Annotated in this window: 13 protein-coding genes; 7 read left to right on the top strand and 6 right to left on the bottom strand. The window is 59.8% G+C overall.

The window, feature by feature from the left end; translation table 11 throughout:
* Positions 1-83: 83 nt before the first annotated feature.
* Complete coding sequence (locus ACYQ54_RS13810; protein WP_460083210.1) at positions 84-989, bottom strand: LysR substrate-binding domain-containing protein; 906 nt, start codon at positions 987-989, stop codon at positions 84-86.
* A 179-nt stretch (positions 990-1,168) separates the two neighbouring features.
* On the opposite strand from ACYQ54_RS13810, the gene ACYQ54_RS13815 reads away from it, so the two are divergent.
* Genes ACYQ54_RS13815 through ACYQ54_RS13825 form a run of 3 tightly spaced genes read left to right on the top strand, consistent with a single transcriptional unit; the run spans position 1,169 to position 5,491 of the window.
* Complete coding sequence (locus tag ACYQ54_RS13815; protein WP_460083213.1) at positions 1,169-2,785, top strand: GMC family oxidoreductase; 1,617 nt, start codon at positions 1,169-1,171, stop codon at positions 2,783-2,785.
* Complete coding sequence (locus tag ACYQ54_RS13820; RefSeq protein ID WP_460083215.1) at positions 2,782-4,269, top strand: aldehyde dehydrogenase family protein; 1,488 nt, start codon at positions 2,782-2,784, stop codon at positions 4,267-4,269. Before ACYQ54_RS13815 ends, ACYQ54_RS13820 begins: the two co-directional genes overlap by 4 nt.
* 10 nt (positions 4,270-4,279) lie before the next feature.
* Entirely contained in the window at positions 4,280-5,491 is a 1,212-nt protein-coding gene (locus tag ACYQ54_RS13825; protein ID WP_460083217.1) for a mandelate racemase/muconate lactonizing enzyme family protein, read from the top strand.
* 108 nt (positions 5,492-5,599) lie between these two features.
* Here ACYQ54_RS13825 and ACYQ54_RS13830 read toward each other — a convergent pair whose 3' ends face one another.
* Together ACYQ54_RS13830 and ACYQ54_RS13835 are read right to left on the bottom strand one after the other, a co-directional pair.
* Positions 5,600-7,702, bottom strand: coding sequence for a putative bifunctional diguanylate cyclase/phosphodiesterase (locus ACYQ54_RS13830; RefSeq protein ID WP_460083219.1), 2,103 nt, complete (start codon positions 7,700-7,702; stop codon positions 5,600-5,602).
* 301 nt (positions 7,703-8,003) lie between these two features.
* Entirely contained in the window at positions 8,004-10,166 is a 2,163-nt protein-coding gene (locus tag ACYQ54_RS13835) for a malate synthase G (protein ID WP_460083222.1), read from the bottom strand.
* Positions 10,167-10,396: 230 nt separating this feature from the next.
* On the opposite strand from ACYQ54_RS13835, the gene ACYQ54_RS13840 reads away from it, so the two are divergent.
* The 3 genes from ACYQ54_RS13840 to ACYQ54_RS13850 all read left to right on the top strand — a co-directional run bounded on the left by ACYQ54_RS13840 (position 10,397) and on the right by ACYQ54_RS13850 (position 16,046).
* Positions 10,397-11,308 carry a DMT family transporter gene (locus tag ACYQ54_RS13840; RefSeq protein WP_460084801.1) on the top strand — a complete coding sequence of 304 codons (912 nt, stop codon included), beginning with the start codon at positions 10,397-10,399 and terminating at the stop codon, positions 11,306-11,308.
* Positions 11,309-11,419: 111 nt separating this feature from the next.
* Positions 11,420-12,958, top strand: coding sequence for a hypothetical protein (locus ACYQ54_RS13845; protein ID WP_460083224.1), 1,539 nt, complete (start codon positions 11,420-11,422; stop codon positions 12,956-12,958).
* A gap of 49 nt (positions 12,959-13,007) precedes the next feature.
* On the top strand, positions 13,008-16,046 hold the full coding sequence (locus ACYQ54_RS13850) for a cation:proton antiporter domain-containing protein (RefSeq protein WP_460083227.1): 3,039 nt from the start codon (positions 13,008-13,010) through the stop codon (positions 16,044-16,046).
* A 54-nt stretch (positions 16,047-16,100) separates the two neighbouring features.
* Here ACYQ54_RS13850 and ACYQ54_RS13855 read toward each other — a convergent pair whose 3' ends face one another.
* Both ACYQ54_RS13855 and ACYQ54_RS13860 read right to left on the bottom strand, forming a co-directional pair.
* Positions 16,101-16,907: a mechanosensitive ion channel family protein gene (locus tag ACYQ54_RS13855; RefSeq protein ID WP_460083229.1), complete on the bottom strand. Its 807-nt coding sequence runs from the start codon at positions 16,905-16,907 to the stop codon at positions 16,101-16,103.
* A 118-nt stretch (positions 16,908-17,025) separates the two neighbouring features.
* Positions 17,026-18,207, bottom strand: a complete 1,182-nt coding sequence (locus ACYQ54_RS13860) for an amidohydrolase family protein (RefSeq protein WP_460083231.1) — start codon at positions 18,205-18,207, stop codon at positions 17,026-17,028.
* Positions 18,208-18,308: 101 nt separating this feature from the next.
* Between ACYQ54_RS13860 and ACYQ54_RS13865 the strand changes: the two genes are divergently transcribed.
* Positions 18,309-19,076 (top strand): DeoR/GlpR family DNA-binding transcription regulator, encoded by a 768-nt coding sequence (locus ACYQ54_RS13865; protein WP_460083233.1) that lies wholly within the window; start codon positions 18,309-18,311, stop codon positions 19,074-19,076.
* On the opposite strand, the gene ACYQ54_RS13870 is transcribed toward ACYQ54_RS13865, so the two are convergent.
* Positions 19,044-20,585 carry an ankyrin repeat domain-containing protein gene (locus ACYQ54_RS13870; protein ID WP_460083235.1) on the bottom strand — a complete coding sequence of 514 codons (1,542 nt, stop codon included), beginning with the start codon at positions 20,583-20,585 and terminating at the stop codon, positions 19,044-19,046. The two genes, ACYQ54_RS13865 and ACYQ54_RS13870, sit on opposite strands and share 33 nt — an antisense overlap.
* Positions 20,586-20,708: the final 123 nt, after the last annotated feature.

The following is a 20,708-nucleotide window of genomic DNA, read 5'->3' on the forward strand; positions in this document are numbered from 1 at the left end:
AGGCTTTTGCTCAGCCAAACTGTCTCCCTCCTCCTGAGGAGCGAGAATATGTTGCAATCAGTCCGACAAGCAGCTCATATCCTTCAATGACTCTCTTTTCCCGCCTCGCCGCCGAGTTCCCGGAACATCCAGTCGCAAAAGATCTGGGCGTCGGGGCCGAGTGCCTGGCGCGGGCCGTTGGTGACGAGATAGTAGCTGTGGCGGCTCTTGATCTTCTTCTCCGATGAACGGATCAGCCGGCCGCTATCGAGATAGGGCTGAGCCAGCGTTTCCAGAACCAGAGCGTGGCCATGGCCGAGAGCTGCCAGTTCCAGGGCCGACAGGGTCTGGTCAACCTGCAGGCCGTTGCGTTTGGGCACCATATGACTGTGGCTCCGGAAGAAGCTCTCCCAAGTGTCGATCACGCCCATGATGTCGAGACGTTCAGCTTCCGCAAGAGCTTCAATCTCGCGCTTTCCCGGATCGAGTGCCAGATCCGGATGGCACACCGGGATGATGGGATCGTTCAGCAGAAACGCCACCACCCCGTCGGTCCAGCTGCCATCACCAAAACGGATATCGATGTCGAACAGTTCCGGACTGAGGGTTTCCGCCCAGGACGCAGAGATCATCTGCAGGTCGACACCGGGATGTGCTTGCTGAAACCCGCGCAGCCGTGGGATCATCCAGAGCTGACCGAAGCTGTTGAGGCAGCGGAAACGAACCGGCTGCCGGTCGCGCTCGCCAAAGACCGAGACGGTGGCGATGGAAAGGTCGGAAAACGCCTTTTCAACGGTCGGCAGATAGGTCTGCCCCAGTCGGGTCAAGGCCAGCTCCCGGTGGACACGGTCGAAGAGCGGATAGCCCAGGAGCTGCTCCAACTGGCGCACCTGATAACTGACGGCTGCAGGTGTAATCAGCAATTCCTCCGCCGCCCGGGTGAAGTTTCCCAACCGGGCTGCAGCCTCGAACGCGCGCAGCCATGTCAACGGCGGCAGATTATATGCCATTTCGCTTCGTTTTCCTCAGTGACAGACATGGCTTGCGGTCGCCTTAAAAGGCAATCATGCCTTTTCAAACAGCCTTCTTCTTCAAATTTTTTCGATGCTATACCAAATGTTTTTTCGTTTCAGCATTTTCCGATCCTCGCTGACACTTTGCCGAAACGTCGGTCAACTGGCAGCGCATCATGGACAAGGTCGATTACATCATCGTGGGGGCCGGCTCGGCCGGATGTATCCTGGCGGAGCGCCTGAGCGCCGATCCGCAAACGCGTGTCCTTTTGCTGGAGGCCGGTGGGTCCGATACCTCGCCCTGGGTGTCGCTGCCGCTCGGCTACGGCAAGCTGAATTCCGATCCGAAACGCACATGGCGTTTCATGACAGATCCGGACGAGGGACTGGACGGACGCAGTGTCTACTGGCCACGCGGCCGGCTGCTGGGTGGATCCGGGTCGATCAATGCCATGGTCTATTGCCGCGGCCTGCCCGGCGATTTCGACGACTGGGAAGCCTCCGGCGCGACTGGCTGGGGCTGGGCGAACGTCAAGGCAACCTATGAGCGTCTTGAAACCAGAGTCACCTGCGACGGCATCAAGCAAGGCAATGGACCGATCCATATCCAGAATGTGTCCGATCAGATCCACAAGGTGAACCGGCACTTCTTTGCCGCAATCCGCGAAGTGGGCCTGCCGAGGAGTGACGATTTCAACGGCGACGCGCCGGAAGGCGGTGGCATTTACCAGATCAACACCCAGGACGGCCGACGGTGTTCTTCCGCACGCGCTTACCTCCGCCCCGCTCTTGCCCGCAAGAACCTGACAGTTCGAACCTGGGCCAAGGTCGGCCGCATCCTGTTTGAGGGAAAGAAGGCGCTCGGCGTCGAACTCCTGAGTGGAGAAATCTTGCTTGCAAGCCGGGAAGTCATTCTGGCGGCTGGTGCCATTGGCTCGCCGCAACTGCTACAGGTCTCCGGCATTGGTCCGGGCAGTCTTCTCGCCGAACTGGGTATTCCCGTCATCCAGGCCAATGACAATGTCGGCGGCAATCTTCAGGATCATCTGGCGGCGAATTTCACCTTCCGCGCCAAGGAGCCTACACTCAACGCAATCCTGCGTCCCCTGCTTGGCCAGGCGCTCTCCGCCATAAAATATGCAGCGACACGCAAGGGCCCGCTGGCTCTATCCGTCAACCAGTGCGGCGGCTTCCTGCGGTCGCGTCCAGACCTGACCCGGCCAGACCAACAGCTCTATTTCAATCCGATCAGCTATCGCCTTAGGCCTTACAAGGACAAGACCCGGCTGACCATCGACCCGTTCAACGGCTTCATCATCTGCGCCCAGCCGGCCCGCCCGACCAGCCGGGGTCGCATCGACATCAAAAGCGCCGATGCCAGTGCGGCGCCTTCGATCCGGCCCAATTCGCTGGCGACCGAGGAAGACCGCCAGACCGTGATCGACGGCGGCAAGCTCTGCCAGAAGCTGATGGCAAGCCAGGCCTTGAGCGCACTTGTCGAACAACCCATCCCTCCAAACCTCGGAGAACTTGAAGGTGACGGCATCCTGGCGGACTTCCGCGCCCGGGCCAGCACCGTCTTCCATCCGGTATCGACCTGCCGCATGGGCGAAAACCGCGACACGACCGTCGTCAACAGCCGGCTGCAGGTGCACGGAATTGAAGGGCTGCGCGTTGCCGACGCCTCCGCCTTTCCGAACATCACCTCCGGCAACACCAACGCCCCGACCATGATGCTGGCTCTCAAAGGAGCCGATCTCATCCTGGAAGACCAGAAGCGAGCATTCTCATGACCGTTCAGGACATCGCCCAAGACTATCTGACCACCGGCAGGCTGGACGCCTTGCCCGGCGGGCATTTCATCGCCGGCAAGCGCACACCTGCCTCCAGCCGCAAGATGGAGAGCTTCGACCCGGGCCGGGCGGAAGCCTTTGCCGAATTTTCACTGGGCACCGAAAATGACCTGGACCGGGCCATCGACACTGCCGAGAAGGCGGCGGTCCAGTGGCGGCAGGTCACGCCAGCTGAGCGCTGCCGTATCCTGAACAATGTCGCCCGGGTGTTCCGCGACAACGCCGACCGGCTGGCCGTGATCGAAGTGGTCGACAGTGGCAAGACTCTGGCGGAGGCCCAGGGCGACGTACAGTCCTCCGCGCGCCTCTTCGAATATTACGCAGGCGCCGCCGACAAGCTTGACGGACGGTCGGTCAACCTCGGCCCTGCCTATACCGCCTTCACCGTGCGCGAACCGGTCGGAGTTACAGGGCATATCATTCCCTGGAACTATCCCACCTCGACCTTCGCGCGCGGTGTCGCCCCTGCCCTTGCCGCGGGCTGTTCCGTCGTTGCCAAGCCGGCCGAGACCACGCCCTTTACCGCGCTTATCATGGCGGAACTCCTTTGCGAGGCCGGGGTGCCGGGCGGTCTGGTGAATGTGGTCACCGGCCTGGGCAGTGATATCGGCGCGCAAATGGCGCGCGACCCGCGCATCAAGCAGCTTACTTTCACCGGCTCTGTCATCACCGGCATCAATGTGGCCCAGATGGCTGCCCCGAATGTCACCCGTCTCACGCTGGAACTCGGCGGCAAGTCGCCGCTGATCGCTTTTGCCGATGCCGATCCGGAGAAGGTCGCCGATGGAGCCTATTGGGCAATCTTTTCCAATTCCGGCCAGATCTGTTCGGCCGGATCGCGGCTGATCCTGCACAAGTCGATCCGCGACGAGGTACTTTCAATCCTTGCCGAACGCGCGGCCAGGATCAGAACCGGTCATGGCCTGACGGCCCCGGACATGGGCGCTATCAATTCCGCACTGCATCTTTCCCGTATCAAGGACCATGTGGATGCCGCGAAGGCGCGCGGCGCCAACATCCTGACCGGCGGCGACGTCACCAGCGACACGGATACCGGCAAGGGCTGGTTCTTCCAGCCGACAATTATCGCGGATCTCACCCCGGACGATCCCGCGGTCCAGGAAGAAATCTTCGGCCCGGTGCTGTCTGTTCAGATGTTCGAGCGCGAGGAAGAAGCCGTCGCACTTGCCAACGGCACCGACTTCGGCCTGATCGCCAGCGTCTATACCAATGACGTTGGCAGGGCGATGCGGGTTGCCGGAGCATTGGATTGCGGCCAGGTTTCGGTCAACGACTATTGGGCCGGCGGTCTGGAGCTGCCTTTCGGCGGCAACAAGAAATCAGGTTACGGCCGCGAAAAAGGCTGGGAAGGCCTCGACGCCTATACCAAGGTAAAGTCCATCACGATCAGCAACGCGAGCTAAGCGGACCAAAATGAAACTCGACCAAATCGAGACCTTCGTCGTCGAAAACGCCCCGCCGCGCCACGGTGGGCGCTACTTCATCTTCGTCAAGCTGGTGACTGCCTGCGGCATCATCGGATACGGCGAGATCTACAATGCGACCTTCGGCCCTCATCTGGTTGCCGACATGGCGAAGGACGTATTTCAGCGCCAGTTCGAGGGTGAGGATCCGCATCATATCGAGAAGCTCTGGCACAAGACCTATGGCGCCGGCTACACGCAGCGTCCGGATGTCACCGTCATGGGGGTTTTGTCGGGGCTCGAAATGGCCTGCTGGGACATCATCGGCAAGGCCGCCGGCAAGCCGGCCTATCAGCTTCTGGGCGGCAAGGTGCATGAGCGTCTTCGGTCCTACACCTACCTCTATCCCTCCGATGGCGATGTCTACCCCGACCCGTCGAAACCCAATGTCTACAACGACCCGGACATGGCTGCGGAAGTTGCAATCAAGGCGGTGGAGCAAGGCTTCACGGCGGTGAAGTTCGATCCTGCGGGGGCCTACACGATTTATGACGGCCATCAGCCCAGCCTAGATGATCTCGAGCGTTCAGAAGCGTTCTGCCGGCAGATCCGCAATGCTGTCGGCACCAGGGCGGACCTTCTTTTCGGGACTCACGGCCAGTTCACAGTCTCGGGCGCCAAGCGCCTTGCCCGCCGGATCGAGGCATATGATCCTCTCTGGTTCGAGGAACCGGTCCCCCCGGAAAAACCGGAAGACATGGCCGAGGTGGCACGGTTCACTTCGATCCCGGTTGCGACCGGTGAGCGGCTCTGCACCAAATATGAATTCGCCCGGGTGCTCGAAACCGGTGCGGCAAGCATCCTGCAGATGAACCTCGGGCGTGTCGGTGGCTTGCTTGAGGCCAAGAAGATTGCAGCCATGGCGGAGTGTCGTTCGGCGCAGATCGCCCCGCATCTTTATTGCGGTCCGCTGGTGGCGCTCGCCAATATCCAGCTTGCAACCTGCAGCCCGAACTTTCTGGTGCTGGAATCGATCCGTACCTTCGACGGGTTCTATGCCGACCTGCTGAAAACCCCGATACGCTGGGAAGACGGCTATGTCATTCCTTCAAGCGAACCAGGCCTCGGTCATGATCTGAATGAGGACGTTGCGCGAGCACATCCCTACACGGGCAATGAGCTGCATCTGGGGTTCCAGGAAAGCCCGGCCTTGCCGCTTTGAGGAATGCCATATCCGGGTGGGGCGAGTTTCTAGAGGCTCGCCCGATCCCTTCCCTCGTCATTGCCGGCCTCGAAGAGTTGGGAGCTTTCTCGTGGACGTCGTTCCGCCTCACGCCACCTGGCTGACCAGGGGAAATTCCGGTTCAGGCTCTGCGGCTGGACCCTGCTGTTCCTCGACCTTCAACGCCGTTGAGGCCATCAGCGCGCGGCGGACATCGCCCACAGGCATCGGCCTGCCGAACAGGAAGCCCTGGACCTCGTTGCACCCTTGCGAAGCGAGGAAGCCGAGATGGTCTTCCGTTTCCACGCCTTCCGCAAGCACCGGGATATTAAGGCTTTCGCCCAGGATGATCGTTGCCTTGATGATGGCCTCGGACTGCTTGTTGCCACCCAGATCCTTGACGAATTCCCGGTCGATCTTGATCTTGTCGAAGGGAAAGGCTTGCAGGGTTGCAAGCGAGGAATAGCCGGTGCCGAAATCGTCCATGGCGATACGAATGCCGAGCCGCTTCAGCTGGTGGATGATCTGCAATGCGTGTGACGTGTCGGCAATGATGCCTGTCTCGGTGATTTCCAGTTCGAGACGTGCCGGGTCGAGCCCGCTTTCCTTCAGTGCATGAGCCACGATATCAGGGAAGTTGCTGTCTGCAAGCTGCACAGGTGCCACGTTGACTGCGATCTTGACCCTGTTGTCCCAGGATGCGGCCTCACGGCACGCGGTGCGAATGATCCAGGCACCGATTTCGCGGATCTGGCCAGTCTCTTCCGCAATCGGAATGAACTCGAATGGCGGGATCATGCCCCGCTGCGGGTGGTTCCAGCGCAGCAGCACTTCCGTTCCTGTGACTTCCCGTGTCGTGACATCGTTCTGAAGCTGGTAATAAAGCTCGAACTCGCCGTTTTTCAGCGCATTGCGCAGATCCATGGCAAGGGCACTGCGCTCGCGGGTCTGCTGATCCAGTTCGACGTCATAACAGAGTGCAGCATTGCCTCCGGCTGCCTTTGCACGGTGCATGGCCCGCTGCGCGGCCTCAAGCAACTGTCCGCCTGAAGACGCATGATCTGGAAAATTGGCGTATCCGACGCTGCAACTGATGCGGATCTCTTCGCCCTGCCAGAGAAGCGGGCTTGCAACAAGCCTTTGAATGCGCTTGCACAGATCCAGGATGTAGCCCCGGTAATACACCGGCTTGCCCACAATCCCGAACTCCACCCCGCCGATCCTGGCGACATATTCGCCCGGTTCGAGGTTCTCCGACAGGTGCTTTGCCACGTGACGCAGCAGAGCGTCGCCGCAGGCATGTCCGTGGACTTCATTGACGACCTTGAAGCGGCTCAAGCTGCAGTTCAGGACGACGATACGGGCGTTGTCCGTCGCAAACCTGGTCAGGAAGCCATCGAGATAGAGGTTGAGCGCCCGGCGGTTGGGCAGACCGGTCAGCGGGTCGTGATGGGTGATGTGGTTGACCCTGCTCTCGGCAACCTGGGAATTCGCGCTGTCGATCGAATAGGTAATCATCGCCGACAGCAACAGGACGCTCATGGTGAAGACGACCGAGATACCGATCAACTGGTTGGAGACAAGATCCTTGACGGCGCCATCCAGGCGAAGCGGAAGAATTTCAACACCTGCCATGGCAACAAAGTGCAGGCTGGCGACGGCGAGGATGAGACTGAGAACTGCGCCGTACTTGCAGTAGCGCGTTACCGGACGCGCCACACGGCTGGTGGCCATGAGGCCGAAGAGGCAGGCCAATACGATGGCAATGACGACGAACGGCGTCGACAACGTCATGATGCCGGAAATCTGAAGTGCCTCGATACCGATGAAGTGCATCGCCGCAATGGAAGCGCCGAAGATAATGCCTCCAACTTCAATGAGCACGGATCTCTGGGTAATGCTGCTGACCAGAAGTCCTGCTGTCGTCCCGGCAATCGCGATAACCAGCGACAAGGCTGTCAGTTTCAGGTCGTAACCGAGGATGAACGGGCTCTTGTAGGCAATCATTGCAACGAAGTGCGTACTCCAGATGGTGCCTCCGGCAATGAGGCCGGACAGCAACAGCCAGAGGTACTTGAGATCGCCCTGCGTGCGCCGGACACGTGCGAACAGCCGCATAGTCAAAACGGCACCGACCGTCAGGATTATTACCGCCAGGGCAACAAACAACGGGTCATGCTCGAAAGCTATGCAAGACAGGACGGTTAGCATCATCAACTCCAGATAATGCAAGGTACCGTTTTTCGTCGCTAAAGTCGTAAAAACACGTAGGCGGCCCGTTATATGGATAACGGTTGGTAAATCGCTTTAACCCTCTGGAAATACGGACGTTTTTTTAGAAAGCCGACTGTTTTCCATCGAAGACACTTTGCTTCGATTTTTACCCGTTTACCATTCTCGTTTTGCGGAGCACAAAACCAGTCAACACGTCCTGCGCGAACAGGACGCTGAAACGATATCGGCCGCCGGGAACTTTCCCGGCGGCCGAAGCATTCAGTCCCTGGCAAAGGCGTCAGGCTGCGGTTTTCGCCTTGAACTCGATCCTGCGGCGATGCAGGACCGGCTCGGTGTAGCCATTTGGCTGGCTGGTGCCTTCGAACACCAGTTCACAAGCCGCCTGGAAAGCGACCGAACCGTCGAAGTCTGCGGCCATCGGCCGGTACAGCGGGTCGCCTTCGTTCTGGCCATCGACCACGGCAGCCATGCGCTTCATGGTCTCCAGAACCTGCTCACGGCTCACAACGCCATGATGCAGCCAGTTGGCAATATGCTGCGAGGAAATGCGAAGCGTTGCGCGGTCTTCCATCAGACCGACATCGTTGATGTCCGGCACCTTGGAGCAACCGACACCCTGTTCGACCCAGCGCACGACGTAGCCCAGAATACCCTGGGCATTGTTGTCGAGCTCGGCCTGAATGTCTTCGGGTGCCCAGTTGGGGCGCTCGGCAACGGGAATGGAGAGAATGTCTTCCAGCTTCGCGGCAGCGCGGCTCTTCAGCTCGGTCTGACGATCCTTCACCGCCACCTTGTGATAGTGCAGCGCATGCAGCGTCGCAGCCGTCGGGGACGGAACCCACGCGGTATTGGCGCCGGACATCGGATGACCGATCTTCTGCTCAAGCATCGCATGCATCAGGTCGGGCATGGCCCACATGCCCTTGCCGATCTGTGCATGACCCGGCAGACCGCAGGCGAGACCGACATCGACGTTGTTGTTCTCGTAGGCACTGATCCAGGTCGCGGTCTTCATGTCGCCCTTGCGGATCATCGGGCCGGCTTCCATGGAGGTGTGCATTTCGTCACCAGTGCGGTCGAGGAAGCCGGTGTTGATGAAGAATACCCTGTCCTTGGCCTGGCGAATACACTCTTTCAGGTTCACCGTGGTGCGGCGTTCCTCGTCCATGATGCCCATCTTGAGCGTGTTGCGTTCCAGACCGAGCGCATCTTCCACCCGGTTGAAAATCTCGCAGGCAAAGGCCACTTCTTCCGGACCGTGCATCTTCGGCTTGACGATATAGACCGAGCCCGCACGGCTGTTCAGTTCGCGCCCGTTCGGGCCGATGTCATGCAGCGCGATCAGGGAGGTGATCATGCCGTCGAGAAGGCCTTCAGGCACTTCGTTGCCGTCCTTGTCGAGCACGGCATCGTTGGTCATCAGATGGCCGACATTGCGCACCAGCAGCAGCGAGCGGCCGTGCAGGGACAGCGCAGCGCCATCGGGCGCGGTGTAGTTGCGGTCGCCATTCATGCGGCGGGTGACGGTTTCGCCGCCCTTCACGAATGTTTCTTCCAGGTCGCCCCTCATCAGGCCGAGCCAGTTGGTGTAGACGACGACCTTGTCTTCCGCATCGACAGCGGCAACGGAATCCTCGCAATCCATGATCGTGGACATCGCCGATTCCAGGATCACATCGGCGATATGGGCGTCATCGGTCTTGCCGATCGGATGCTGGGCATCGATGTTGATTTCAAGATGCAGGCCGTTCCTGACCAGCAGAACCTTGTAAGGAGCTGCGTTGTCTCCGGAATAGCCGGCGAACTGGGACGCATCGGAAAGAGACGTGGTTCCGGTCTTCGTCGAAATGACCAGAACCTCGTCTTCCACGGCAAACCCGGTGACATCGGACCAGCTGCCGGCCGCAAGCGGCGCCGCTTCGTCCAGGATCTTGCGTGCATAGGCAATGACCTCTGCGCCGCGCGCGGGGTCGAAGCCCTTGCCGGCCGGAAGAGAGCCCATCGCATCGGTGCCGTAAAGCGCATCGTAGAGAGAACCCCAACGGGCATTGGCGGCGTTCAGCGCGTAGCGGGCGTTCATCACCGGCACGACAAGCTGCGGGCCGGCAACGGTGCCGATCTCCGGATCGATGTTGGCAGTGCCGACGGAAAAGTCCGGGCCTTCCGGCACCAGATAACCGATTTCCGTCAGGAAAGTCTTGTAACCGTCCATGTCCGGCGTGCCCGGATTGGCCTTGTGCCAGATATCGATCTTTTCCTGCAGGCTGTCACGCTTTGCCAGAAGCGACCGGTTCTTCGGCACCAGATCATGGATCAGGCTCGACAGGCTTTTCCAGAAATGGTCCTGATCAACGCCTGTATCCGGAAGGGCCTTTTCATTGACGAAGTCATAAAGAACCCTGGCAACTTGCAATCCATGGGCATCGACGCGGCCTGTCATCTGTCAGCTCCCCTAAAACGAACTTGAATATCTGATATTAGTCCGTGTTTTGGGGTCAAAGCACGCAATCGTCAATTGCCGGGTCGAATGGATGACTTTTTCCATTTTGGAAAAGATCCAGATCATTATCTCCAACAGTATAAGTCGGTATACAAAAAGAATGCCCTTTGCGTCCGCCCGCCAATCCGCTACCGATGGGTTTCCGCTCCACCTTCCACGCAACGGTTTCCATGTTTTCGCTGGTTAAACGTGTAGGCGTCCTGACCTATGGCAACGCCCTTTTGATGCTGGCCCTCACCACGCTGTTCTGGGGCGGCAACACCGTTGCCGGCCGCCTCGCGGTTGGCGAAGTGTCTCCCATGGTGGTGGTGTTCCTGCGCTGGGTGATCGTTGCCGGCATCCTGGTACCGCTGCAATGGCGGCACATATGTGCGGAATGGCCCCTCATGCGGCCCTATTCCGTCCGCATGGTGCTGATGGCCGTCTTCGGGTTCATTGGGTTCAACACCCTGTTCTACATTGCTGCGACGAAGACCACGGCCGTCAACCTGGGCATTATCCAGGGGTCGGTCCCGATTCTTGTTCTGATCGGTTCCTTGATTGCCTTCGGCACCAGGGTCCGGGCCTTGCAGGTGATAGGCATTCTGCTGACGCTTGCCGGGGTGACGCTGATTGCCGCCCAGGGCAGCCTGGACGTGCTGCTTGCGCTTGCCGTCAATCCTGGCGATGGCGTGATGCTGATCGCCTGTGTGCTCTATTCCGGATATACGCTTGCGCTGCGCGACCGGCCACAGGTTTCACCTCTCGCCTTCTTTGCGGTTCTGTCCTGCATCGCCGCCCTCACCTCCCTGCCAGGTCTTGCATATGACATCGCAGCCGGCACCGTTCAGTGGCCGTCGTTCCAGGGCTGGCTGGTGGTGCTGTATATCGCGCTCTTTCCCTCCTGCCTGGCACAGATCTTCTTCATGCGCGGCGTCGAGCTGATCGGCCCTGCACGCGCGGGGGTCTTCATCAATCTCGTGCCGATCTTCGCGGCCATTCTGGCGGTTTCCATCCTCGGTGAACCGTTCAAGTGGTACCATGGCACCGCTCTGGCGCTGGTTATCGGTGGCATCTGGCTGTCGGAACGCAGGGCAGGTTGACCGCAGAAGTAGAATGCCGGACCTATTGGTCGCAGAGCACAACGCGCGCATCTGTGCCGTTGTTTTGAGTATTTGGAATTACCTCTTTTCTATCTGATCGGGATTTCCCTCGTGTTCCGCACTTTCAAAGGTTCCTTCCGCGTGCTTGCCCTCGTGGCAACCACCTTGTGTCTTGTCTCGACCGCCAACGCCGGTTTGTTGTCGCGGCTCGCGCGGGAGGCTGGCGACGCTGCCGGCTCGGCCGGGAAACACATCGACACACCCAAGCATCTTCTCGATGAAGGTGCTTCCCTTGCAAAACGGCTGCCCAGGGTTACCGGCGCTGCATCCCTTGCCCTGGTACCGGCACCGGGGAAAGCCTGGCAGCTTGTCACGCCGGACGGGAAAAGCCTGCAACTGGCCTCCCTGCACGACCTGCCGAACGCCCTGGACGATGCAGCCAGACAGGCCCACCGGCCTCTGGCGGGCGACGTTCCAGGCAAACCCAAGGCACCCGAAGCTCTGCACCTGGCCCTGCGGGAAACCGATTTCTTCAAGCTCCGGGACAAGTTGGACAACCTGCCGCCCAATGCTCGGCCGATGATGGTGCGGCCAGACGGCAAATCATTCGAGTTGAAGCCGGTTCGCGTTCCGGGAGGCACCAGACTGGCGGTCGCCCTTTCGCCGGACGTCTTGATCAACCCGGCAACGGCAAGAGCACTCGACGCCAACATCAGGTTTCTGAGCCGACCGGTCAAACGGGCGGATCTCAAGATGGCCCGGTTCAGCAGCGCCGAGGTTTCGGCGGTATCCGGACCGGGCGATTTGCTTGCCAATCTGAACGCCGACATTCTGGCGTCCAGCCTGGCGAAATACAAAAACCGGACGCTGGTGGTCTCCGGCCGCATCGCTCCACACCCGCAAACCGGCCGCCCGCAACTAGGCGTGCGTGATGGCAAGTCGGTTCGGGAAATCGACCTCGACGCCTTCCAGGCAGCCGCCGAAAGCCAGCGGGTCAACCTGATGCTTGTGGAAAGCAACTCGCTGGTCCAGCCAGGTCAAAGCTGGTTTTCAAAGACGGCACTGGAAAAGCGTTTCGAGGCCGCACAGTCTGCCATGACCCAGGCCGACCTTCTCAAGGCATTATCGCCCCCCAACAGCACGACGCTGATCCACGCTGCCGATGAACGAAACTTCCGCCTTGTTACCGCCACCCGTTTCAGCCCGGTGGCGAACCCCGTAACGACTTCCCCTGAGGTGTCCGTCTCTGCCGGAGACGACTACACGCTCGCAGGCTGGTTGCTGGACGCAAGCTTGCGCACAAGTGTCAGGACCATTCACCGCAATGGCGAGGACCCCGAGCACACGGAAGAAGTCGAAAGCCGCTGGATACCCTGGATATCAAATTTCGACCTGATCCTGCTCTCGGTTCTCACCGTCGTCACGCTGTTCATGAGCTGGTATCTCTGGCGCTGGTGGAACCGCTTCTGGCGCTTCGTGCTGGGGAACCGCGCTGCCACTGATGCTACCTCTTTGCCGCTCAAGCTCGTGAAGGTCGTCTTCTTCCTGCCGTTTGCACTGATCATGCTGGTTCCGGCGATGATCTGGCTCTTTATCGGCGACTGGGTGAGATTTCTTACATGGCCGTTCCGAAAAGCATTCGGACGTTAACGCATTTGCGCGTAATCCTGTGCCCTATTGCCCGTCGCGGCAATAATATTTGGAACGCCAATTTGAAATTGCCGCAATCGCGGTGCACCATATCGACATGGAAACTCCATTAATTACAGGCGCTTTCGCGCTGCTCCTGATAACGATTTCGCTGCTGCAGCCCCTTGCCCGACGGCTTGGGCTGGCGCCCAGCGTCTTGCTGGCAACTGTCGGCACGATGATCGGCATTCTGGCCATCTATCTGCGCTACACAGCCGAAACGAATGCCTTCAATGCGATTGCGGACGTCTTCATCAATCCCCCGCTGGATTCGGAGATGATCCTCTATATTTTTCTGCCGATCCTGCTGTTTCAAACCGCGCTCACGCTGGAAGTCCGGCGCATCGTCGAGGATATTGCCCCCATTCTGCTGATGGCAGTCGTTGCGGTTTTTGTCGCCACGGCCTTTATCGGTTTTGCCCTTTATCCGCTTGCCGCACTGTTCTCGCTCACGGACATCACGCTGATCGCCTGCCTGCTGCTCGGCTCAATCGTGGCCACCACGGACCCGGTTGCCGTTGTCGCCATCTTCCGGGACATCGGTGCGCCGGCACGGCTTGGCCGCATCGTGGAAGGCGAGAGCCTGCTTAACGATGCCGCCGCCATCGTGATCTTCGTCATCCTGCTGCACATGCTGGCGGGCCACGAGACCATGACCGTCGGCGAAGCGGCCATCGCCTTCTGCCGCTCCTTTGCCGGCGGCATCATTGTCGGCGCGCTGCTTGGCCGGATCGCGGTGTCCCTCCTGCCGATCATGCGCGATATCCCGCTGGCGCAGGTCACCCTGAGCCTTGCCCTGCCCTATGGCACCTATGTGCTCAGCGACCAGTTCGTCGATGTTTCCGCCGTTGTTGCGGTTGTCTGTGCCGGGACGGTGTTCAACCTTTACGGCCCGGCCCGCATTCAGCCCGCCAGCTGGCAGTTTCTCCACGCGGTCTGGGAGCAGATCTCCTTCTGGGCCGCTTCGCTGATCTTCCTGTTGTCTGCCATCCTGATCCCACGCTTCGTGGAAGGCTTCACGCCCATTGACATTCTGTTGCTGTTTGTCGTCATCGTCGCGGCGCTCGCGGCCCGTGCAGTCGTCATCTTCGGACTGCTGCCGGTCCTCAGCGTGTTCCGGATGGGACAGGCGGTCAACGACCGCTACAAGACCGTGATCCTGTGGGGCGGCATGCGGGGCGCCGTCACGCTGACGCTGGCGCTCAGTGTGTCCGAGCATGCGATGCTGTCGGAGGAAGTTTCGGTCTTCGTCACCAAGCTGGCGACGGGCTTCGTTCTGTTCACCCTGCTTGTCTACGGCACCAGTCTGAAGCCGCTGATCCGCCTGCTCGGCCTCGACAAGCTGAATGCCCGTGACGAGGCACTGCGTACACAGTTCCTTGCGCTGGCGTTGTCTGACGTCCGGCACGAACTGGAAACAGCCGCCCGGAACTATCACATCGCACCACGCGTCACCGACGATGTGCTGAAGGGCTACGAAACCCGTGCCGCGGCCGCAGCGGCGGAAACCAACAAGCTGGAAGAACTGAAGGACTGGGACCGTGTCCGCATCGGGCTGATTGCGCTGGCAGACCGGGAGCAACAGCTTGTGCTGGAGCATTTCCACGAAAAGACCATTTCCGGCCGGTCGGTTTCGCGCTTTCTGGCCCTCACCGGACGAACCGGTGACCTGACGCGAAGCGACGGCCGCTCCGGCTATAACCAGGCTGCGCGTCAACCGCTGAAATTCGGCCTTGGCTTCCGCCTGGCACAAGCACTTCAGCGTCGGCTCAGGATCGCCCGTCCGCTGGCGATACGCCTGGCCGACCGGTTCGAATTCCTGCTCGTCTACCGGATCCTCGCGGACGAATTGGTCGACTTCAACAACCGGCGAATCCGCCCTCTGCTCGGGGATCGTGTTGCCGACATTCTGCAGGATACCCTGGCGATCCGGCAGGACGAGACCCTGGCCGCCATCGACGCCCTGCGCCTGCAATATCCCGACTATGCCGATGCACTTGAAGGTCAGTTCCTGCGCAAGGCCGGTGTCCGGCTGGAAGAAACCGCCTATGACGAAGCCAAGGAACAGATGCTGATCGGCACCGAGCTGCATCGAGATCTCCTGCGCGATGTCGAGCGGACCCGCAAGGACTGCCACACACGGCCGAAGCTGGATCTCGGCCTCAAGACCCGCGAGCTCGTCAGCGCCCATCCCCTGTTCGCAGACCTCTCCCGCAAGCAGCAGAAAGCCATCCGGCGGATGATGCGGCCGCAATTCGCCACGCCGGGAGAGAAACTGATCCGCAAGGGCGACCGCGGCGACGCTGCCTACTTCATTGCATCCGGTGCGGTGGAAGTGCGTGCGCCCAGCCACAATATCCGTCTTGGGCGTGGCGACGTGTTCGGCGAAATCGCCCTGATGACCGGCGGACGCCGCAGCGCCGACGTCGTCGCGCTCGGGTATTGCCAACTGCTCAGCCTCAGGTCACAGGACTTCAAGGCCCTTCTGGCTAACAACGAAGATCTGCGCAACCACGTCGCAATGCTGACCAAACGGCGTCAGCTGATGAACATGGACGATGGCGAGGCGGAAATGGAAGACCCGGTCTTTCCCATTTTCTCGGAGATCAGAACCAGCACCAGGTCCGAAGAAGACCCGGCTCCAGAGGCAGATCCTGCAGAGCCCGGAGCAACCGAAACGGAAGCTGAAGTTCTCACCTTCGATGAGACGAACGCGCAAAACGATCCATCACTCATGGAAAAGCTGAGCGCAGCAGACACCGTCACTGTACCGGCTGAGGAGACGTCCTTGCCGAACGAGTTTGGAGACAAGAGCGAAGGCAAGGCAGAGGCTCGGTCCGAGGCAGAGAGTACGGACGAGCCGACCTCCGCCGACCCGAAGACGGACAGGGACGGCGCTGAAGCTACCCAGGCTCACCCGACAAACTCAGAAGCAGCGCCCGCGCCGGATGCGGCAGAACCCAAATCGACTGATGACGCCTCCAAAAAGGATGAACCCGAGGAAGCCGAAAAGCCGAAAACCAAGACCAGGGAGACAGCGCGGGCCTGATGCCCCCGGACATCGCCGCAGTATTCAAGGTGATCTGCGGCGACACCGGAGGTGTTATCCTGCCTTCTGGATTTCCACCGAATGCGGATACGGAATGGAGATGCCGCCGGCGTCGAACGCTTCCTTCACCGATTTCAGCATGTGGAATTTCAGTTCCCAATAGTTGCCGGCATCGCACCACAACCTGACACCGAGATCGACCGAACTGTCTCCGAGATTGGTCAACCGGACCCAGGGTTCCGGATCCTTGTGAACCCGTTCGTCCGCATTGGCGACATCAAGGATGATCTGCACCGCCTTGTCGATGTCGTCGCCATAGTCGATGCCGAAAGTCAGATCGAGACGACGGGTGGAATGGGCAGAGAAATTGGTGACGACCGTGCCCCAGGCCTTCCCGTTCGGCATGATGATCTGAACATTGTCCGGCGTCACGAGCTCGGTAACGAAGATATTGAGATCCTTCACCGTTCCGGAGGTTCCTCCGATGTCGACATACTGGCCGACCTTGTAGGGACGGAAGATGATCAGCATGACACCGGCAGCAATGTCACTCAGCGTGCCTTGCAACGCCAGGCCGATGGCGAGCGTACCTGCGCCGAGAACCGCCACAAGGCTGGTTGCCTGAATGCCGAAAAGCTGCAGAACCGCGATGACTGTGACGAGCAGAATCAGCCAGCGAACGATCGACGCTGCAAAGCTGCCGATGGTATCGTCGATACGCGGGTGGGCAACGATGCGTCTCTTGACAATGCCCGAAAGCAGGCCGGCCAGAAACCAACCGATCACCAGAACGATGATGGCTTTCACTGCGTTGATGATCAGTGGCGTATAGACGCTCACCTGGTCTATTGCGCTTTCCATGAAGTCCCTCCGTCCTTGTGCAATTACTTGAGTACGTGAAAGTACTACCAGCAGATTTCCGCACTGGCCAGCAATGCACCCGGAGATTGCCGCTCGTTACCGGTTCAGCCTGCGATAATCAGTTTTCCAGTGGCTGCCCTTCGACATAAACCCGGCGGATCTGAAGATCTTCGGACAGCAGCAGGATGTCGGCACGTTTTCCGCATTCCAGACTACCCACGTCAGTGGAGATGCCGGTCCGTTCCGCCGGGGTCAGGCTGGCCATGCGGATCACTTCATGAAGAGGTGCTCGCGTTGCCCGCGCCATTGTCCGGACCATGTGGTCCATACCATGCATCGAGCTGGCCAAGTCACCGTCGCGGCCGCGCACGGTCGTTCCGTCACTGATCACAAGTGTTCCGGATGCAGCCGGTCCAAAACGATATTCTCCAGCGGGACAGTCCAGCGCCCGGTTTGCGTCAGTCACCAGGCAAAGCCGCTTTGGGCCGATCATTCTGTAGGCGAAGGCAAGCAGATCATCCGACAGGTGGTAACCATCGGCAATCACCTCGGTACTCATCTCTTTATTCGCCAGGACGAACTGTTCCATGCCGGCTCGCATCGGTGTGCCGAAGCGTTTCCTCAGCGAGGCGACAGAGCTCATCGCGCACCAGAAATGGTCGACGTGTCGCACACCGTCGAGAAAAGCGGTTTCCATTTCCTGCCAGCAGGCGTTGGAATGACCGCAGGTCAGGAAACATCCCGAGGACGCGGCGAAACGGTAGAAGAGCTCCGCTCCGGGAAGCTCTGCCGCACAGGTGGCAATCCGGACGATTTCCCTGCCCAGGAAATGTTCATATTCGTCCCGTACCGGATCGCGCCGTCCTTCAGGCGCATGCACTCCGACCTTGTCCCGGGCAAAGTAAGGCCCGTAAAAATGAACTCCGGCAATCCGCGCCCCTTTGGTCGGGTTCCAGCTGGCCTCCACCTGCTCGCAGGCGGTGACCATGGCTTCCAGCTCTGCCCGGCTGCCAGTGGTTGTTGTCGGGAACAGCGTGGTGGTGCCGTGCCGAGCGTGAGACCGATTGACGGCGTTGACGGCCTCGGGAGTACCGTCCATGTAGTCGGCACCTGCGCCACCATGAACATGAATATCGACGTATCCCGGTGCGACGAAATCGGCCTCGATCACAGGTCCGTCCGGGATGGGGTTGTCCGGCCCGACATGCTCGATCCGGCCCTTGCGGCAGACCGCATACCCCTGTTCCAGGATACTGTCCGGAAGAACGATATTCCCCTTGAACACAGTTTGACCGTCCATGACGCCAAGATCTCCCTTCTTTTACTGAATTTTTCCAGCAACTTTTATTGCACGTTTTTGCACACTCATGCATAAACAGGCAATATTTCCTGGAGATGTCAATGCAAACGGATGCCAGTCCCGACGAGCGCAGAAAATTCATACTGGAGACACTCGGCCGCAAGGGCCGGCTGACGACTGGCGACCTGGCTACGGCCTTCGGGATATCGGAGGATTCTGCCCGGCGCGATTTCAGAGAACTGGCAGCCGAAGGTCTCATCCAGCGCGTCCATGGGGCCGCGTTACCGGTTTCACCGGCGGAGCAGCCCTTCGCAAACCGCTACAAGATATCCGCGTCCCCCAAAGCACGACTGGCGAAAGAAGCTGCGTCGATGATCAGCTCAGGCCACGTGGTTCTGTTCGATGGCGGTACGACCAATCTTGCCATAGCCAACAAGATCCCGAAGTCGCTTGCGTTCACTGCCATCACCAACAGCCCACAGACAGCGACGGCCCTGGCAGATCACCCGCATGCCGAAATCGTCCTGCTCGGCGGCGTGTTTGACAAAAGAAGCCAGATGACCGTCGGGGCAAATGTTCTCGACGCTATCGAACATATCAATGCAGACATCTGCTTCTTCGGCATTCATGGCATTGATCCAACGGCAGGCCTGACAACAGCGCATTACGACGAGGCAGCTCTCAAGCGGGCGATGATCGCCGCCTCGTCGGAAACAATAGCGGTGGCGACTGCCGACAAGATCGGCACCGCCGCCGCTTATCGGATCGGACCGGCCTCGCTCCTCAACACGCTGATTGCCGAAAAAGAGCTCGATCCTGAAATCCTGCGGACGCTGTCAGAGAGCGGCGTCACTGTCAGGCTCGCCTGATGCCAACTGCCAGTCTTCCAGAAACTGCGCCATCTCCTCGTTGCCACATCCTGTGATGGAGCGCTGATCGAGCAAGCTGCCGGCTTCAAGCAGCAGTCGCGCGCAGACGATGTGATCCGCTTCCTTAAGCTTGGGGGCAAATTCCGAACCGTGGACGACGGTGTCGAGGGCATCGCCGCCAAAGAGGTTCTTGCGGGTGAGGTCCGGCCCAAGCGAGAGGAAATAGGCCGTCTCCTCCACAAGGCCGTTCCAGCCTGCAACGTGCAACGGCGGTAACCCCATGTCATCAGGTTCATCCGGATCCAGACCGGCTGCGATCAGCGACTTCATGTGCTCCAGCTTGCCGGGAATGAAGGCAAGCCGCGTCAGCAGGCCTTTGTCTTCCTTGCTCAGACAAGTAATATCCAGCCTTCCTGCCTCAGCCTTTCCTTCCGCACAGGCCGCCAGCACCTTTTCGTTCTCGTCCAGCTCGTGCGCATGCCCACGCTTCGCCAGGAAGGCCGCGACGGGTAGATTGCCGTATATCAACGCCATCGCGTATCCGGTGTGCCCGTCCCACACCGCTTCCGGGTCGGCACCATGGGCAAGCAACAGCTCGACAGTCTTCACCGAGCCACCACGCCGGGCGGCCTGATGAAGCGCGGGAATGGTGTTCATTGGCTGACCGCTCGGATGATCCGGCACGGTGACATTCGGATCGGCTCCCGCATCCAGAAGCAGCCGGACCTTGATTTCGTCGTCGAAATCCAGCGCGCGCGGCAAGGCGTTGGTCCCGTCCGGCCGCGCACCATGCTTCAGAAGCAGTTCAAGCGCACGCGGATGCTCAAGTTCGGTGGCGTGGTAGAGGCTTTCGTTGTCGTTGGGATCGGCTCCGTGTTCCAACAGCCAACGGCCAAGTTCGAAATTATCCGCGTGACACAAAGCGCCGTAGAGTGCGGACAGCATGTGTTTGTCACCCGGCCTTTCCGGGAACCCGTCATTCACATCCGCTCCGTTGGCGACCAGCAGTTCGGCGATGGCGATCATGTCCGCTGCCCGTTCCGGACTCCGGTGAATTTCCTTCGAATACGCCAGATGAAGGATCGGCGAACGCGTTCCAACAAGGCTGGAGCCCGCTTCAGCGTCTGCCTCAATTGCCTGACGAACGGCATCGAGCTCGTAAAGGGCGACCTGAAGACCGAAATTGTCGTCCTTCAGTGCCGGGTCGTCAGCCAGCAGTTTTTCCGTAACCCAATGCTGCCCGAAGTAGAGCGCCTGTTTCATACGCTCTGCCCGTTCTGCCCGGCTCAGGGATACCGTTTCGACAGCGAATTTCAGCTTCGGCCAGCTTTCGTGACCGGCTTCGCGGGCAATCACATGCAAGAAGTCGGCATGGCGCAGCTGCTTTGCCGGGTCTACGTGGACAGCCAGACGTTCAGCGGCCTCTGCCTCGCCTTTCAGAAACGCTTTTCTGAGACGGCGTGCGGATTTCTTGAAATTGTCGAGGGAAGATGCAGGTCCTGCGGACATGGCTTTTCTCCTGTATCGAAAGCCCGGGCGATCCGCTGGTGTCGGGCGCAGGTGAAAAACCGGCGTATGTCGTCAGAAGTCAGGGTGCTCTCGCTTTCCGCGGATCCGGCAGCCGCCCTCGTC

The organism is Roseibium sp. LAB1 (genome assembly GCF_054658235.1).

Bases quoted from the DNA above. Each gene is read 5' to 3' on its own strand.
- ACYQ54_RS13810 (WP_460083210.1), bottom strand. From the start codon at position 989: ATGGCATATAATCTGCCGCCGTTGACATGGCTGCGCGCGTTCGAGGCT.
- ACYQ54_RS13815 (WP_460083213.1), top strand. From the start codon at position 1,169: ATGGACAAGGTCGATTACATCATCGTGGGGGCCGGCTCGGCCGGATGT.
- ACYQ54_RS13820 (WP_460083215.1), top strand. From the start codon at position 2,782: ATGACCGTTCAGGACATCGCCCAAGACTATCTGACCACCGGCAGGCTG.
- ACYQ54_RS13825 (WP_460083217.1), top strand. From the start codon at position 4,280: ATGAAACTCGACCAAATCGAGACCTTCGTCGTCGAAAACGCCCCGCCG.
- ACYQ54_RS13830 (WP_460083219.1), bottom strand. From the start codon at position 7,702: ATGCTAACCGTCCTGTCTTGCATAGCTTTCGAGCATGACCCGTTGTTT.
- ACYQ54_RS13835 (WP_460083222.1), bottom strand. From the start codon at position 10,166: ATGACAGGCCGCGTCGATGCCCATGGATTGCAAGTTGCCAGGGTTCTT.
- ACYQ54_RS13840 (WP_460084801.1), top strand. From the start codon at position 10,397: ATGTTTTCGCTGGTTAAACGTGTAGGCGTCCTGACCTATGGCAACGCC.
- ACYQ54_RS13855 (WP_460083229.1), bottom strand. From the start codon at position 16,907: ATGGAAAGCGCAATAGACCAGGTGAGCGTCTATACGCCACTGATCATC.
- ACYQ54_RS13860 (WP_460083231.1), bottom strand. From the start codon at position 18,207: ATGGACGGTCAAACTGTGTTCAAGGGGAATATCGTTCTTCCGGACAGT.
- ACYQ54_RS13865 (WP_460083233.1), top strand. From the start codon at position 18,309: ATGCAAACGGATGCCAGTCCCGACGAGCGCAGAAAATTCATACTGGAG.
- ACYQ54_RS13870 (WP_460083235.1), bottom strand. From the start codon at position 20,585: ATGTCCGCAGGACCTGCATCTTCCCTCGACAATTTCAAGAAATCCGCA.